Origin of the sequence: Janthinobacterium aquaticum (assembly GCF_009208565.1) — a bacterium.
Lineage (GTDB): Bacteria > Pseudomonadota > Gammaproteobacteria > Burkholderiales > Burkholderiaceae_D > Janthinobacterium.
In genome coordinates, this window is the sequence record NZ_WFLK01000001.1 from 584,153 (window position 1) to 596,872 (window position 12,720).

Genomic DNA, 12,720 nt, shown 5'->3' on the forward strand with positions numbered 1-12,720 from the left:
CAGCTGCCCGCTCGCCTGCGCGACGCGGCCTGCTGCGCCTATGCGCTTGCCCTGCAGCGTTTTTCGCTTATGCGAGGAGCGTTCCACCCATGTTAGTCAATAGCTACACCCTGCAATCGAATGACCTTGAAGGTCGTATCGAATCGGCGCTGGCCGCCATGCGCGCCGGCGTGCCGGTCATCCTGCTCGACGATTTCGACCGTGAAAACGAAGCCGACCTGATCCTGGCAGCCGACAAAATCACCAATGAAACCATGGCATTGCTGATCCGCGAATGCAGCGGCATCGTATGCCTGTGCCTGGAGGCTGCCACCGTTCAGGCCCTGCAACTGCCGATGATGTCGCAACATAACGGCAGCCGCTACGGCACGCCGTTTACCGTCTCGATCGAAGCGCGCGAGGGCGTCACTACCGGCGTCTCGGCAGCCGACCGCGTGACCACCATCCGCACAGCCATTGCCGCATCGGCTACTCCGTCCGACCTGGTCAGTCCCGGCCATGTATTCCCGCTGCGCGCCGCCCCTGGCGGCGTACTGGAGCGCCGTGGCCACACCGAAGGCTCTGTGGACCTGGCGCGCATGGCCGGCCTGCGCCCGGCCGGCGTGCTGTGCGAACTGATGAACCCGGACGGCAGCATGATGCGCGGCGACGATATCGAGCGCTTTGCCGAACTGCACGGCATGCCCATCCTGACCATCGAAGAGCTGGTCGCCTGGCGCCAGCGGCACGAGGCCACATAAAGCAGGGTCAAGCCGGTACGGAGGTGGGCACTGCGATGCGCCGGTCGACCAGCCCTGCCGCCAGCGCATAGGCCACGGCCACGGCAGCGTAAGCGAGCACGATGCGCTGCGGCCAGCCCGGCGCCATCTGCAGCATGCTGCCGGCCAGCGCCACGCCCACCAGCGCGCCGACCTGACGGTTGGCGTTCAATGCCGCTGCCGCGCTATTGGCATGCGCCTTGCCGGCCACCTGCATCACGGTGGCCGTCATGGCCGGAATCGCAATGCCGATTGCCACATTCATCAGCACCGCCACTGGCACCAGCACGCCATACGGCAAGGCCTGCTGCGCGGCCAGTTGGAGCGTCGCCAGCAAGGCGGCCATGGCCGCCGCCACCAGCAAGCCCAGCAGCATGGGCCTGCGCGTGCCATGGCGCGCCGCGATGCCGCCAGCCATAAAATTGCCGACCGTATAAGCCGCCATCATCGGCAACAGCCGCAGGCCTGCCTGCAGCGCATCGCCGCTGCCGCCCTGCTGCAGATACAGGCTGAGCAGGAACAGCTGGCCGAAAACGCCAAAATTGATCAGGAAACCGACGCCATTGGCCGCGCCAAAACTGCTGCCCTGAAACAGTTCGCGCGGCAGCAGCGGATGGCTGCCGCGCCGCTCGCGCTGCAGCAACACAGCAGCGCTCGCCAGTGTCAGGCCCGACGCCAGCAAGACGGCAGGCGCCAGCCAACCGAGCACCGGGCCTTCGATCAGCACAAAACTGAGGCCCGCCAGCGCCGCCACGCCCAACGCATGGCTGCCCAGCGACAGCGCGCGCGGCCGCTTCGGTGGCGCCGCCAGCAACAGCTGCGCCATCACGATGGCCAGCACACCGAGCGGCAGATTGATCCAGAACACGCTGCGCCAGCCAAACTGATGCACCAGCAGGCCACCGACCAGCGGCCCCGAGGCCCCCGCCACGCCCACCAGCGCCGACCAGGCACCGAGCATGCGCGTGCGCAGCGCCGGGTCTTCATAGCTGTGCGTGAGCAGGCTCAGCGAACTGGGCATGAACAGCGCAGCACCTGCCCCTTGCAGCAGCCGCGCCGCCGTCAGCGAGACGCCGTCGGGCGCCATGGCGCACAGCGCCGAGCCGGCCAGGAACAGCGCCAGGCCTGCCTGATAGACGGCCTTCGGACCGTAGCGATCAGCCAGTGCGCCGCCGGCCAGCAGCAGTGCGGCAAACGTCAGCGTATAGCCATCGACCACCCATACCAGGCCCGCCAGCGGCACCTGCAGATCGAGCGCAATGCCGGGCAGCGCAACATTGACCGCAGTCACATCAAGCATCGCCATCACAAAGCCCAGCGCCAGCGTCAGCAAGACCGGAAAAGGCCGGCGACCAGTTACAACGGAAGACATGAGAGTCCTTGAAAGCACGAAGAAAAACGCATTGTAGAAAGCTTGCATGATGCAGTAAACGCCCATAAAATCGGCACCCTGATGCAAAAATGCATCACACTAAAACAAGGACACAGCGATGGACTGGGATAACGCCCGCATTTTCCTGGCCATCGGCCGCGCCGGCACGCTGCGCGGCGCAGCAGCGCTGCTGCGCATCGACCAGGCCACCTGCGGACGGCGCCTGGCCGCGCTGGAAACGGCGCTCGGCGCCAGGCTGTTCCTGCGCACGCCATCGGGCTATGTGCCAACGCCGGCCGGCGAACTGGCGCTGGCGGCGGCCGAAGCGATGGAGCGCGCAGCGGACCGATTGCAGCGCGAAATGCAGGGCGTCGATACGCGCCTGTCGGGCCTGGTGCGGGTGGCCACCACCGACAGCATGGCCAGCCACTTCGTGATGCGCGCCATGCGCCGCCTGCATGACGAGCACCCCGACATCCGCATTGCGCTGCATGTGTCGCCACAGCTGACCAGCCTGACCAGGCGCGAAGCCGACCTGGCCGTACGCTCGGCGCGCCCGCAGGACCCGGACCTGATTTCGCGCCACCTGGTCAAACGCAACCTGGGCCTGTACGCTTCGGCCGCCTATCTGGCCGAGCGCGGCGAACCGCAGCGCGGCACGGCGCTGGCCGGCCACGATATCGTGATCTATCACCAGTCGGTGGCGGCGCGCCATGCCGACAAACTGGCCGGAGAACCGGTGGCCAATGCCCGCGTGGCGATGGAGGTCAATACCGCGATGATGCTGCAGGAAGCGGCGCGCGCCGGGCTGGGCATTGCCGAACTGGGCACCCATCTGGGCGACAGCGACCCGCAACTGGTGCGCATCTGGCCCGAGCGCAGCGAGCCGTATGACGTCTGGCTGGTCATGCATGGCGACCTGGCGCGCTCGGCGCGCGTGCGCGCCGCGGCCGATGCGATTATCGCCAGCGTCGCACAATAGCCGACGCACACCAGCCGTATCGCCCGGCGAACGCGGCCGATGTTAAGATGCCACGATGACCCGTTCCGTCTCCCTGATCATCGGCCTGCATCGCCTGCACCGCGCCACCATCGCCTGGCTGCGCAGCTGGTGGAGCCTGCTGCATTTTTCAATTTTGATTTTTTCGCTGGGGCTGTCGCCATCGAGCTATAACCGCAGCAACCGTCCGCTGCTGGCGCACCGGCTGGTGATCAATACCGCGCCCAACCTGGTGTGGTTCAGCGTGGCCTGCGCACTGGTCAGCCTGGTGCTGATCCGCATCGTGGTGGTCAGCGCGCAAAGCTACGGCCTGTCGCGCTATGCGCTGGAGATGGTGGTGCGTGTGCTGGTGCTTGAACTGATTCCGCTCACCGCCGCGCTGTTCGTGGCGCTGCGCCTGACGCTGCCCGACGGCATTGCCTTTGCGCAGATGCGCTCGACCGGCGCGCTCGATAGCCTGCAAAAGCAGAACGTCGACCTGCTGCGGCGCGAATATTTTCCACGCGTGATGTCGGGTATTTTTGCGGTCTGGATGCTGGCCATTTTCAGCTGCGTCAGTTCGCTGATTCTGGCCTACCTGGTGATCTACGGTTTTACGCCATGGGCGCTGCAGGGCTATACGCGCGTGGTCGGCCAGATCTTCAATCCGGCGGTGCTGCTGATATTGATGCTCAAGGTGGTGTTTTTCAGCTTTGCGGTGGCGCTGATACCGCTCGCGTCATCGTACTATCCGCTTGAGCCCGACCGGCGCCACCGGCTGTTTGCCGCGCACGGCCTGTCCGAAATGCTGCGCCTGTTTTCCGTTATTTTGCTCGTTGAAGTCGCCTCCCTGATGGGCAACTACTACTGACTCCTTTATCCTATTCGCCTGCCATGAGCCAGACCCCAAATCCCGACCAGACCGATATTACCGCGCCCGACGCGGTGCTGCCCGCGCCGCCACCGGTGCGCCACGCCGAACTGAAGGCGGCCATCCTGCTGATCTCGATGTTCGTGCTGATCACCGGCTCCGTGCTGTACCTGATGTATGCGCGCGGCGCCTTCGAGTCAACCCAGGAGCTGGTGCTGGCCACCGACGATTCGGACGGCGTGGTGGTCGGCGCCGACCTGACCTTCTCGGGCTTTCCCATCGGCCGCGTACGCCGCATCGAACTGGCGCCGGACGGGCGTGCGCGCGTGATTGTCGACGTGCCGGAAAAAGACGCGCACTGGCTGCGCACCAGCAGCATCTTCACGCTCGAGCGCGGCATTGTCGGCGGCGCCAAGCTGCGCGCCTACAGCGGCATCCTGACCGACCCGCCGCTGCCCGACAAGGCCACGCGCGACCTGCTGGTGGGCGATATGGCCGCTGAAATTCCGCGCCTGCTGGCCGCGGCCAAGGATCTGCTGGCCAACTTGGGCAACCTGACCGGCGCCGATTCGCCGCTCGACTCGACCATGCGCAATGTGCAGGCCGTCACCGGCAAGCTGAGCGGCCCGGGCGGCGCGATGGGCCTGCTGACCGGCGACGACGCGCAATCCAAACTGCTGGTCGAACGCGCCAATGCGCTGCTGGTCACGGCCGACCAGCTGGCGCGCCGCACCAGTACGCTGGTGGGCAATGCCGACACGCGCGTATTCGGCGAACAGGGCGTGATGACCGATGCCCAGGCCACCATCGTGCAGTTGAACGCGCTGCTGGCCGACACCCGCGCCAGCCTTAAAAAAGTCGACGCCGTGCTGGTCGAAGCGCAGGCCGTCGGCGCCAATGCCAAAGCGGCCACCGCCGACCTGGCACCGCTGCGCAATGAGGTGGAAAGCAATCTGCGCAAGGTCGAGCAACTGGTCAACGAACTGAACCGTAAATGGCCGTTCAAGCGCAATCCGGAGATTACCCTGCCATGAGAATGAAACAAGTCACTGCCTTGCTGGCCTGCGTGCTGCTGACCGCCTGCGCCAGCGGCCCGCCGGTGCCGGACTGGAAAATGACGGCGCAAAGTTCGCTTGAACGCTTTGAATCAGCCTATCTGAGTGGCGATGCGCGCGTTGAGCAAGCTGAATTCGAACGCGCCCGCGCGCAGGTCGGCTCCACCGGCAAATTCGAGTTGATCGCCCGTGTCGAGCTGCTGCGCTGCGCGGCGCGCGTGGCCAGCCTGGCGCTTGACGCCTGCCCCGGCTTCGAGCAACTGCGCAGCGACGCCGGCGAAGCCGATCGCGCCTATGCCGATTATCTGCTGGGAAAAGTGCAGCCTGGACAGATCGCCCTGCTGCCCGAAGCGCAGCGCGCACCGGCCGCTGCCGCCTCCGATACGGCTGCGGCCGATGCCGTGGCGGCGATCAGGGAGCCGCTGTCACGCCTGGTGGCTGCCGGCGTGCTGCTGCGCGCCAACCGCGCCACCCCTGCGCTGCTCGACACGGCTGTCGCCACCGCTTCGGACCAGGGCTGGCGCCGGCCGCTGCTGGCCTGGCTGGGCGTGCAGCGCCTGCGACTGGAACAGGCTGGCCAGCTTGACGCAGCGCAGCGCATCGCACGGCGCATGGATGTGGTGGAAAAAAGCGGCAAGCCTTTGTAATCAACTGGCGGCCTTGCCAGATTTGCCCGGACACGCCATATCGCGGTAGAAGATAAAACCGCCCAAACCGATGGACTTGGTCTCGGCCTTGACGCGGTAGACCAGTGCGTTTTTGTCGGCCTCGACACGCAGCAATTGTTGGTGCAAGCCGGTATTGGCATGCGCCTTGGCCAGCTGCGGCCAGGGCTTGAGCTCGAAGCGCAGTTCCGCAGTGGCCGCATCGTACGACCAGCGGCCCGGATTCAAAAACGCAAAACCGCCGTCAAAGCGCAGGCTGCCATCCTTGAACTGGGTGATGCAGATGCCGGGAAATTCGGCCGGCGGGTTATACCAGGTGGCAGCCACTGCCGGATTGGCTGGGACGGTGCCCGGCATGGTCAGGTTCAAGCCCGAACCGCCCTGCAAGCTGGCGCAGGCGCTCAGCAAACCCAGCCCGGCAGCGGCCATCAGCGTCCATATTTTGTTCTGCATGCGCAACTCCGTTGCTTTATAGAACGCCTATAGTAAAACGGCAAGACGCTCCACTCAAGGGGCTGGCGCACACAAGAACCAATTTAACTGCTTTCTGCCGCCTTTGCCGCCTTCGCCGCCACCTCCCGCAGCTTGTCTTTCTTGCTCTTGCGCGCACCCTTGACGCCGCCGTTGACGGTGTCGGTGAAGGCGCTGACGGGCGTGGCCTGTTCGGTCGGCTCGAAACCGGCCACCACTTCACGCACGATGCGCAGATCGTTGCGGTTTTCAATCAGGCGGAAATGCGCTTCGGTATCGGCCGTAACAAAACTGACCGCCATGCCGCTTTCGCCGGCGCGGCCGGTGCGGCCGATGCGGTGGATATAGTCGGCGGCCGAACGCGGCAGGTCGTAGTTGATGACCGCCGGCAGACCGGCAATATCGATGCCGCGTGCAGCCACATCGGTGGCCACCAGCACCTGCAAGCGGCCGGCCTTGAAGTCGGCCAGCAGCTGGCTACGCGTGCCTTGCGCAAATTCACCGTGAAACGCGCCAACATGCAGGCCGGCGCGCTGCAGCTTGGCCGCTACATGCTCGGCCGCATACTTGGTGGCAACAAACACCAGCACCCGTTCCCACTGCTGCTGCAAGACCAGGTAGCGCAGCAACTGGGTGCGGCGCGCCGCATCGACCGTGATGGCGCGCTGCACGATATCGGGCTTGTCCTGCGGCTCGGACGCCACTTCGATGCGCACCGGATCGACCAGCAGGCTGGACGCCAGTGCCTGTACGCTGTCGGGAAAGGTGGCCGAGAAAAACAGGTTCTGGCGCTTTGCCGGCAGCAGCGCCAGCACCGCCCCGATTTCTTCACTGAAGCCCATGTCGAGCAGCCGGTCCGCTTCATCGAGCACGAAGCACGACACGCCGCCCAGCTTGACGGCATTGTGCTTGACCAGGTCGAGCAGGCGCCCCGGCGTGGCCACCACGATATCGGCGCCGCCGCGCAAGTCCATCATCTGCGGATTGATCGACACGCCACCGAACAGCACGGCAATTTTCAGTTTGACGGGCAGCGGATTGGCCAGTGCATGCAGCGTCTGGCCGACCTGCGCGGCCAGCTCGCGCGTGGGTACCAGGATCAGCGCGCGCACCTGGCGCGGGCCCGATACTGGCGCCATCAGCGCTTGCAGCAGCGGCAGCGCATAGGCGGCCGTCTTGCCCGAGCCGGTTTGCGCCGCGCCCAGCACATCGCTGCCGCGCAGCACGGCAGGGATGGCGGCGGACTGGATGGCCGTCGGCGCGGCATAGCCGGCTTTTTCAACGGCGCGGACCAGGGCGGGAATCAGACCCAGTGAGGAAAATGGCATGGCGGGCCTTCTTGTTCTTGGAAAAGGCGCCAGTATAGCAATACTGCCTGGCGCCCAGAGCGCCTAGCGCCTCGGTGCCTGCTTCGGCATCTGCCGCACAGCACGGCCGTCTTCATCGTAGCCCGGCATATTGCGCCGGATCGCATGCGAAAAGTCGGCATCGTCGTTCGCTTCGCGCGCCCGCGCCGTAATATGGCCGCCGTCGCGCAGCTGAGCGAAGGTCAGGCCCGGCACCAGCGCGCCGACATCGAACAGATAGCGGTCCAGATAGCCAGAGGCGAGCAGCCGGTAATCGAGCGGCAGGCCGGGCACGATGCGGCGCGCCATCTCGAACACGATGGTGGTGCAGTTGGCCGTCAGCGTATTGTAAAACTGCGGCTTGCGCTTCAGGGCGTCGGCTTCGTCGAGGTAGGCCATAAACAGCGAGCGCATCGCTGCACGCGGCATCAGCACGCGGTACAGATGCATGTCTTCGCCGCGCGCATTGGTGCGCACGCGCAGTATATCGCGCTCGTCGGCGGCAATCAGGCTGGTCTCGAAATGCTTGAAAAAGCCGCCAATGGCGGAAAAGCTCTCGCCCTTTTCCTTGCGGATCTCGATGGAAAACGTCAGGAAGCGGCCGTCGGCAAAGCCAAACGACACCAGGGTGTGGGCGATCAGGGGGCCGGTCCAGTACGACAGCGCGGTATCGACCGTGCGCAGCTCGTCGAGGTCATAGCTGCGCTGCTCCCACTTGACGGTGTAGTCGTCATCGCTGCGCCAGTCGAAATTGCGCACGTTGTCGAGCGTGACCACGCTGCCCTTGACGCTGCCCGTCACATTCCTGGCCACATCGTCGGCCCAGCTGCGGTCCTGCGAGGGTGCAATCAGGCTCCACCACACCAGCATCAGCACGAAGCCCACGCCATACGGCAGCAAGGCGCGCGCACTGCCGCGCAGCCACCATAGCGCCACGCTGCCGATACCCAGCGCGGCCCACAGCAGCGCGCCGATGGTCTGCGCCGCCGCGCCACCGTGCAGGTGATACCACAGCGCCAGCGCGCCCCAGGCTGCGCTCAGAACGATTATCAGGGAGGCGGCCAGCTTGCCCAGCACGCCAAGAATGGAAACAGTACGGTGTGATAAGAATGTCATGTGGCCATTATAAAGTTTTGTTGAGTGAACTGATCAATTGTGCGCCAACTGTCGCCATGCACGTTTATCCGGGAACCGAATCGCGGTACACTACAATATTGCGTTATAGCAATTTACAGGGAGTACCCAGTGCTGGTCATACTTGGTTTTATTGTCGTGCTGTTTTCCGTCTTTGGCGGCTTTGCCTTGCAGGGCGGCCATCTGGCGGCGCTGTTCCAGCCGCTGGAGCTATTGATGATCGGCGGTGCGGCGGTCGGGACTTTTATCGTCGGCAACGACGCCAAGGCCATCCGCGCCACGCTGGCCGCCATCCCCACCCTGTTCCATACGGCGCAATACACCAAGGCGCGCTATATGGAACTGATGGGCCTGATGTATGAAGTGCTGAGCAAGATCCGCAAGGAAGGCCTGATGTCGGTCGAAGACGATATCGACGATCCCTACCGCAGCGCGCTGTTTGTCAAGTATCCGTACACGCTGGGCGACGAGCATATCCTTGAATTCATTACCGATTATCTGCGCCTGATGGTGTCGGGCAATATGGACGCCTACCAGATCGAAAACCTGATGGACAATGAAATCGAGACCCATCATGAAGACGCCGAGATGCCGATCCAGACCATTTCACAGCTGGCCGACGCCATGCCGGCCTTCGGCATCGTGGCCGCGGTGATGGGGGTGGTGCATACCATGGCCTCGGTCGGCCTGCCGCCGGCCGAGCTGGGCGTGCTGATTGCGCAGGCACTGGTGGGCACCTTTATCGGCATCCTGCTGGCCTACGGCTTTATTTCGCCACTGGCCAGCCTGCTGCGCCGCAAGCACCATGAAACGGCCAAGATGTACCAGTGCGTGAAGGTCACGCTGCTGGCCAGCCTGAACGGCTACGCGCCGGCGCTGGCAGTGGAATTTGGCCGCAAAGTCATTTCCGCCACCGAACGGCCGTCGTTCAGCGAACTGGAGAACCATGTGCGCGGCGTGAGGACACGCAACTAGGCTCTATTGCTCGGGGCAATCAGGCTCTTCCGGGTTGTACAGGCTCATCGGCACGCGCAGGCCATCGACTTCCAGCTCGCGCACCTGCGGCGGCACCAGCTGGAACTGGCCGGCCTGCAGCTTCTCGCGCAGCGGCTTGCAGCGCAGGATATTGGCCGGCACCTGGCCGCGCGCATACCAGCCGCCGCCTTCTTTTTCCGCCAGCAGCACCGACACCGCACGCGGATCATTGCTGATCAGCAGCACCTCATCCTTGCCATCACCGTCGAAGTCGAGCAGATAAGCATCGCACTGCTGCCCTGCCCGCTTCAGGCAGGCCGGCAAGCGCCAGCCCGGCGTTACCTGGCTCCAGTCCTGGCTCAAAAAGCTCTCGGGCAGGCGCGCGCCGTCCGGGCGCACGGTCAGGTTGATGCTGATGTCGCTCAGGGCGCCGGTTTCGTCCAGGCGGTTTTCACGCAGCAGCATGGCCTGCGCACGCGCCTGGATAATGGCCGCTTCAGGGCCGGTGCGGCGGGCCTTGAGTTCTTCCAGCGCCGCCTGTCCATACTTGGCACCTTCGAAACGCAGATACTCGAAATCGAAACGGTCGGCGCCCACCTTGCCGCTTTCCAGGCGCGCCATCTGGCTGGCCACCGACAGGCGCGCCGGATCGGCCAGCGGCGTAAACAGCGCGCACAGCACAGCCAGGCCGACAAAAGCGGTGGCCACATTGACGTTGGCAATCAGGTGCAGCCAGTTGCCGTATTTACTGGCCGCCCACGCATAGCCGACCGCATAGCAGGCGGCAATCAGCAGGCAGGCGCAAGCGACCAGGCGCTCGGCGCTCCAGCCATGCGACATCACGCGCAAGGTCAGCGCATAGATGGCAATGCCGACCAGCCACGGCAGCAGCAAACACGCCAGGCGCGTGCCCAGGCGCACGCCGCGCGCCACGCCCATGCCCACTTCGCCATTCTGGAACGCCGCATTGATCAGCACCACCAGCACGCCGGCCATGCCCAGCAGCACCGAGGCGGCATGGCGCGTGGCCCACAGCCGCTCGAAACCGATAAACGGCAAGGTCAGCAGGAAACTGGCCACCAGCACGGCGGCAATCGGCAGCAGCCACGACAGCAAGACCAGCAGCAGCGTGCGGATGCCGCGTACGATCGATGGCCGTACATCGGTAATATGCATGGCAAACGAAAACGCAAAGCACAGCACGGGAATCACGAACCAGGGCTGCGCCAGCAAATTTTTAAGGAATGCCAGCCTGATCAGCAAGAACAGCTGTCCACCCAGCCAGAACACCAGGCACAGCACGGCCACGAACAGCAGCGAAAACAGCAGCTGGATGCCGAGCTTCCAGGCAATTTCAAAGTAGGTCGGATAGCGCGCCACGCGCAACTGGTCCTGCGCGCTGGCCAGCACCAGCGCATGGGCCACGTACAGGCCCACCACGCAAAAGCCGAACAGCTGCGCGGAAATCACACGCAGCGGTGCACCGGGCTTGTAGTTGCCCCAGATAACGTGCTCGGCGCCGCGCGCCACATCGTGCAGCGCCAGCAGCGTCAATACCGTGCCGGCGCCCAGCATCCACAAGGCGATGCGCTTGATCGACATATGCCCGAGGCTCGATACCAGCAGCACCGGCAGCAGCATGCAGCACAGCATCAGCGGCGCCAGCAGCGATGGCACGGTGGCGGGCCACGCCTTGTTCTGCGCGGCGCTGTACAGCCAGAACAGCAGCACGCCTTGCAGCACGCCGGCCAGCAGCCGGGTCACCGCGATGCGCGGTGCTACCACGGGATCGAGCAATACCGTATCTTGTCCAGTGGCAGCTTGCATAAAGTCCTTTTAGAGTCGTTCTGTCATCATACAGCGTGCATTATTGCATCTCATCAAGGTCGCTTCAACCAAGGCACGCGCACGGGCAGACTTGGTGCCGCGAGTTACCACAGTACCGGTGGGCCCGTTAGCGCCGGCGCATGCCATCCATAACGAAAACAGCCCACGCTTGCGCGTGCAGTACACTGCAGGCCCCAGCATCTTTCAATGGACGCTCATGCAAACCGGTGACCTGGCAGGCGCCATGGGCCTGTCGCACAATTTCTTGTGCTTTGATCAGCAACGCGCCCTGTTGCGTGCCGGCGATGGGTGCCGCGACTATCGATCGCAGGCCGCATCATGGCGGTAACGATGGTGATGGCGATACTGCTGGCCGCCGCCGGCCAGGCACAGCCGCCAGCACAGCTGCGCTGTGGCGACTTTCTCGGCGAACAGGGCAGGAAACCGGCCTATCTGCTCTACAAGGGGTGCGAGCAGCAGCATGATCGCCAGGACCAGCCGTACCTTGCCCGCTATGAAGTGGCGGGCAAGCACGCGCGGCAGGCCGAAACCTATTTGCACCGCGCGTATGGCCTGCCTGCGCTCAAGCGCTATTGCTGCGCCTGGGACAGCTCACGGCATTCGTGGCGCGACAGGCATACCGGCTTCCAGTATGTGATGGTCATGGCGACCGAAGAAACACCGGTGCGCCAGCGCCAGGACTGGCCGGCCATCGACCGCTTTTATATCAGCGTTCATGCTTATGCGCATGATCCCTGAACTGCTGGCTGGCTAGTCCAGCTCCTGGCGCGCTACCAGCACGCCGTCGGCGTCGGCATAGATCCAGTCGCCCGGCAACACCGTCACATCGGCAATATGCACCGGTACGTCAACCTTGCCGGCGCCGGTCTTGCCGCTTTTACGTGGGTGGGTGGCCAGCGCGCGCACGCCGATCTGGCAGACATTGATTTCCTCGCTGTCGCGGATGCAGCCGTGAATCACCATGCCGGCCCAGCCGTTGTTTTGCGCCAGCATGGCCAGCTGGCCGCCAACGAGCGCACGGCGCAGGCTGGCGCCGCCGTCGACCACCAGCACGCGGCCCTGGCCCGGCGTTTCCAGTGTGCTGCGCACCAGTGCATTGTCTTCGTATACTTGCAAGGTGATAGCAGGGCCGCAAAAGCGCGCTTTCTGGCCATAGGAGCGGTAGACCGGCGACAACACCGCCAGCGTGCCTTCATCGAGCATGGCAGCGTAGTCATCGCACAGATCGGTGGTGGCAAAGGTCATG

General features: G+C 64.4%; 13 protein-coding genes. 7 read left to right on the forward strand and 6 right to left on the reverse strand.

Annotated elements, in window-relative coordinates; genetic code table 11:
- Positions 1-89: 89 nt before the first annotated feature.
- Complete coding sequence (gene ribB, locus GCM43_RS02665) at positions 90-740, forward strand: 3,4-dihydroxy-2-butanone-4-phosphate synthase (protein WP_152241928.1); 651 nt, start codon at positions 90-92, stop codon at positions 738-740.
- Positions 741-747: 7 nt separating this feature from the next.
- Here ribB and GCM43_RS02670 read toward each other — a convergent pair whose 3' ends face one another.
- Positions 748-2,130: an MFS transporter gene (locus GCM43_RS02670; protein WP_152241929.1), complete on the reverse strand. Its 1,383-nt coding sequence runs from the start codon at positions 2,128-2,130 to the stop codon at positions 748-750.
- A 118-nt stretch (positions 2,131-2,248) separates the two neighbouring features.
- Between GCM43_RS02670 and GCM43_RS02675 the strand changes: the two genes are divergently transcribed.
- From GCM43_RS02675 to GCM43_RS02690, 4 genes are read left to right on the forward strand one after another with little or no spacing between them, the layout of a single operon-like run.
- Positions 2,249-3,112: a LysR family transcriptional regulator gene (locus tag GCM43_RS02675; RefSeq protein WP_152241930.1), complete on the forward strand. Its 864-nt coding sequence runs from the start codon at positions 2,249-2,251 to the stop codon at positions 3,110-3,112.
- A 55-nt stretch (positions 3,113-3,167) separates the two neighbouring features.
- The gene (locus tag GCM43_RS02680; RefSeq protein ID WP_152241931.1) at positions 3,168-3,980 is read left to right on the forward strand and encodes an MlaE family ABC transporter permease; all 813 of its coding nucleotides are present in this window, start codon (positions 3,168-3,170) and stop codon (positions 3,978-3,980) included.
- 23 nt (positions 3,981-4,003) lie between these two features.
- A complete protein-coding gene (locus GCM43_RS02685) occupies positions 4,004-5,014 on the forward strand; it encodes an MlaD family protein (RefSeq protein ID WP_152241932.1) in 1,011 nt (336 codons plus the stop codon).
- Positions 5,011-5,682: a hypothetical protein gene (locus GCM43_RS02690; protein WP_152241933.1), complete on the forward strand. Its 672-nt coding sequence runs from the start codon at positions 5,011-5,013 to the stop codon at positions 5,680-5,682. The genes GCM43_RS02685 and GCM43_RS02690 overlap by 4 nt, the downstream gene beginning before the upstream one ends.
- Here the strand turns inward: GCM43_RS02690 and GCM43_RS02695 are convergent, their stop codons facing one another.
- The 3 genes from GCM43_RS02695 to GCM43_RS02705 form a co-directional block, all read right to left on the reverse strand.
- A complete protein-coding gene (locus tag GCM43_RS02695) occupies positions 5,683-6,153 on the reverse strand; it encodes a hypothetical protein (RefSeq protein ID WP_152241934.1) in 471 nt (156 codons plus the stop codon).
- Positions 6,154-6,236: 83 nt separating this feature from the next.
- Positions 6,237-7,499 (reverse strand): DEAD/DEAH box helicase, encoded by a 1,263-nt coding sequence (locus GCM43_RS02700; RefSeq protein ID WP_152241935.1) that lies wholly within the window; start codon positions 7,497-7,499, stop codon positions 6,237-6,239.
- A gap of 63 nt (positions 7,500-7,562) precedes the next feature.
- On the reverse strand, positions 7,563-8,633 hold the full coding sequence (locus GCM43_RS02705; protein WP_152241936.1) for an Lnb N-terminal periplasmic domain-containing protein: 1,071 nt from the start codon (positions 8,631-8,633) through the stop codon (positions 7,563-7,565).
- 129 nt (positions 8,634-8,762) lie between these two features.
- On the opposite strand from GCM43_RS02705, the gene motA reads away from it, so the two are divergent.
- The gene (motA, locus tag GCM43_RS02710) at positions 8,763-9,626 is read left to right on the forward strand and encodes a flagellar motor stator protein MotA (RefSeq protein WP_152241937.1); all 864 of its coding nucleotides are present in this window, start codon (positions 8,763-8,765) and stop codon (positions 9,624-9,626) included.
- Between the two features lie 3 nt (positions 9,627-9,629).
- On the opposite strand, the gene GCM43_RS02715 is transcribed toward motA, so the two are convergent.
- Positions 9,630-11,453, reverse strand: a complete 1,824-nt coding sequence (locus tag GCM43_RS02715; RefSeq protein WP_152241938.1) for a DUF4153 domain-containing protein — start codon at positions 11,451-11,453, stop codon at positions 9,630-9,632.
- Between the two features lie 339 nt (positions 11,454-11,792).
- On the opposite strand from GCM43_RS02715, the gene GCM43_RS02720 reads away from it, so the two are divergent.
- Entirely contained in the window at positions 11,793-12,212 is a 420-nt protein-coding gene (locus tag GCM43_RS02720) for a DUF4952 domain-containing protein (RefSeq protein ID WP_152241939.1), read from the forward strand.
- Between the two features lie 12 nt (positions 12,213-12,224).
- On the opposite strand, the gene rraA is transcribed toward GCM43_RS02720, so the two are convergent.
- Positions 12,225-12,719, reverse strand: a complete 495-nt coding sequence (rraA, locus tag GCM43_RS02725; RefSeq protein WP_152241940.1) for a ribonuclease E activity regulator RraA — start codon at positions 12,717-12,719, stop codon at positions 12,225-12,227.
- Position 12,720: the final 1 nt, after the last annotated feature.

Bases quoted from the DNA above. Each gene is read 5' to 3' on its own strand.
- GCM43_RS02675 (WP_152241930.1), top strand. From the start codon at position 2,249: ATGGACTGGGATAACGCCCGCATTTTCCTGGCCATCGGCCGCGCCGGC.
- GCM43_RS02700 (WP_152241935.1), bottom strand. From the start codon at position 7,499: ATGCCATTTTCCTCACTGGGTCTGATTCCCGCCCTGGTCCGCGCCGTT.
- GCM43_RS02695 (WP_152241934.1), bottom strand. From the start codon at position 6,153: ATGCAGAACAAAATATGGACGCTGATGGCCGCTGCCGGGCTGGGTTTG.
- rraA (WP_152241940.1), bottom strand. From the start codon at position 12,719: ATGACCTTTGCCACCACCGATCTGTGCGATGACTACGCTGCCATGCTC.
- GCM43_RS02685 (WP_152241932.1), top strand. From the start codon at position 4,004: ATGAGCCAGACCCCAAATCCCGACCAGACCGATATTACCGCGCCCGAC.
- GCM43_RS02705 (WP_152241936.1), bottom strand. From the start codon at position 8,633: ATGACATTCTTATCACACCGTACTGTTTCCATTCTTGGCGTGCTGGGC.
- GCM43_RS02670 (WP_152241929.1), bottom strand. From the start codon at position 2,130: ATGTCTTCCGTTGTAACTGGTCGCCGGCCTTTTCCGGTCTTGCTGACG.
- GCM43_RS02715 (WP_152241938.1), bottom strand. From the start codon at position 11,453: ATGCAAGCTGCCACTGGACAAGATACGGTATTGCTCGATCCCGTGGTA.
- GCM43_RS02680 (WP_152241931.1), top strand. From the start codon at position 3,168: ATGACCCGTTCCGTCTCCCTGATCATCGGCCTGCATCGCCTGCACCGC.
- GCM43_RS02690 (WP_152241933.1), top strand. From the start codon at position 5,011: ATGAGAATGAAACAAGTCACTGCCTTGCTGGCCTGCGTGCTGCTGACC.
- ribB (WP_152241928.1), top strand. From the start codon at position 90: ATGTTAGTCAATAGCTACACCCTGCAATCGAATGACCTTGAAGGTCGT.
- GCM43_RS02720 (WP_152241939.1), top strand. From the start codon at position 11,793: ATGGCGGTAACGATGGTGATGGCGATACTGCTGGCCGCCGCCGGCCAG.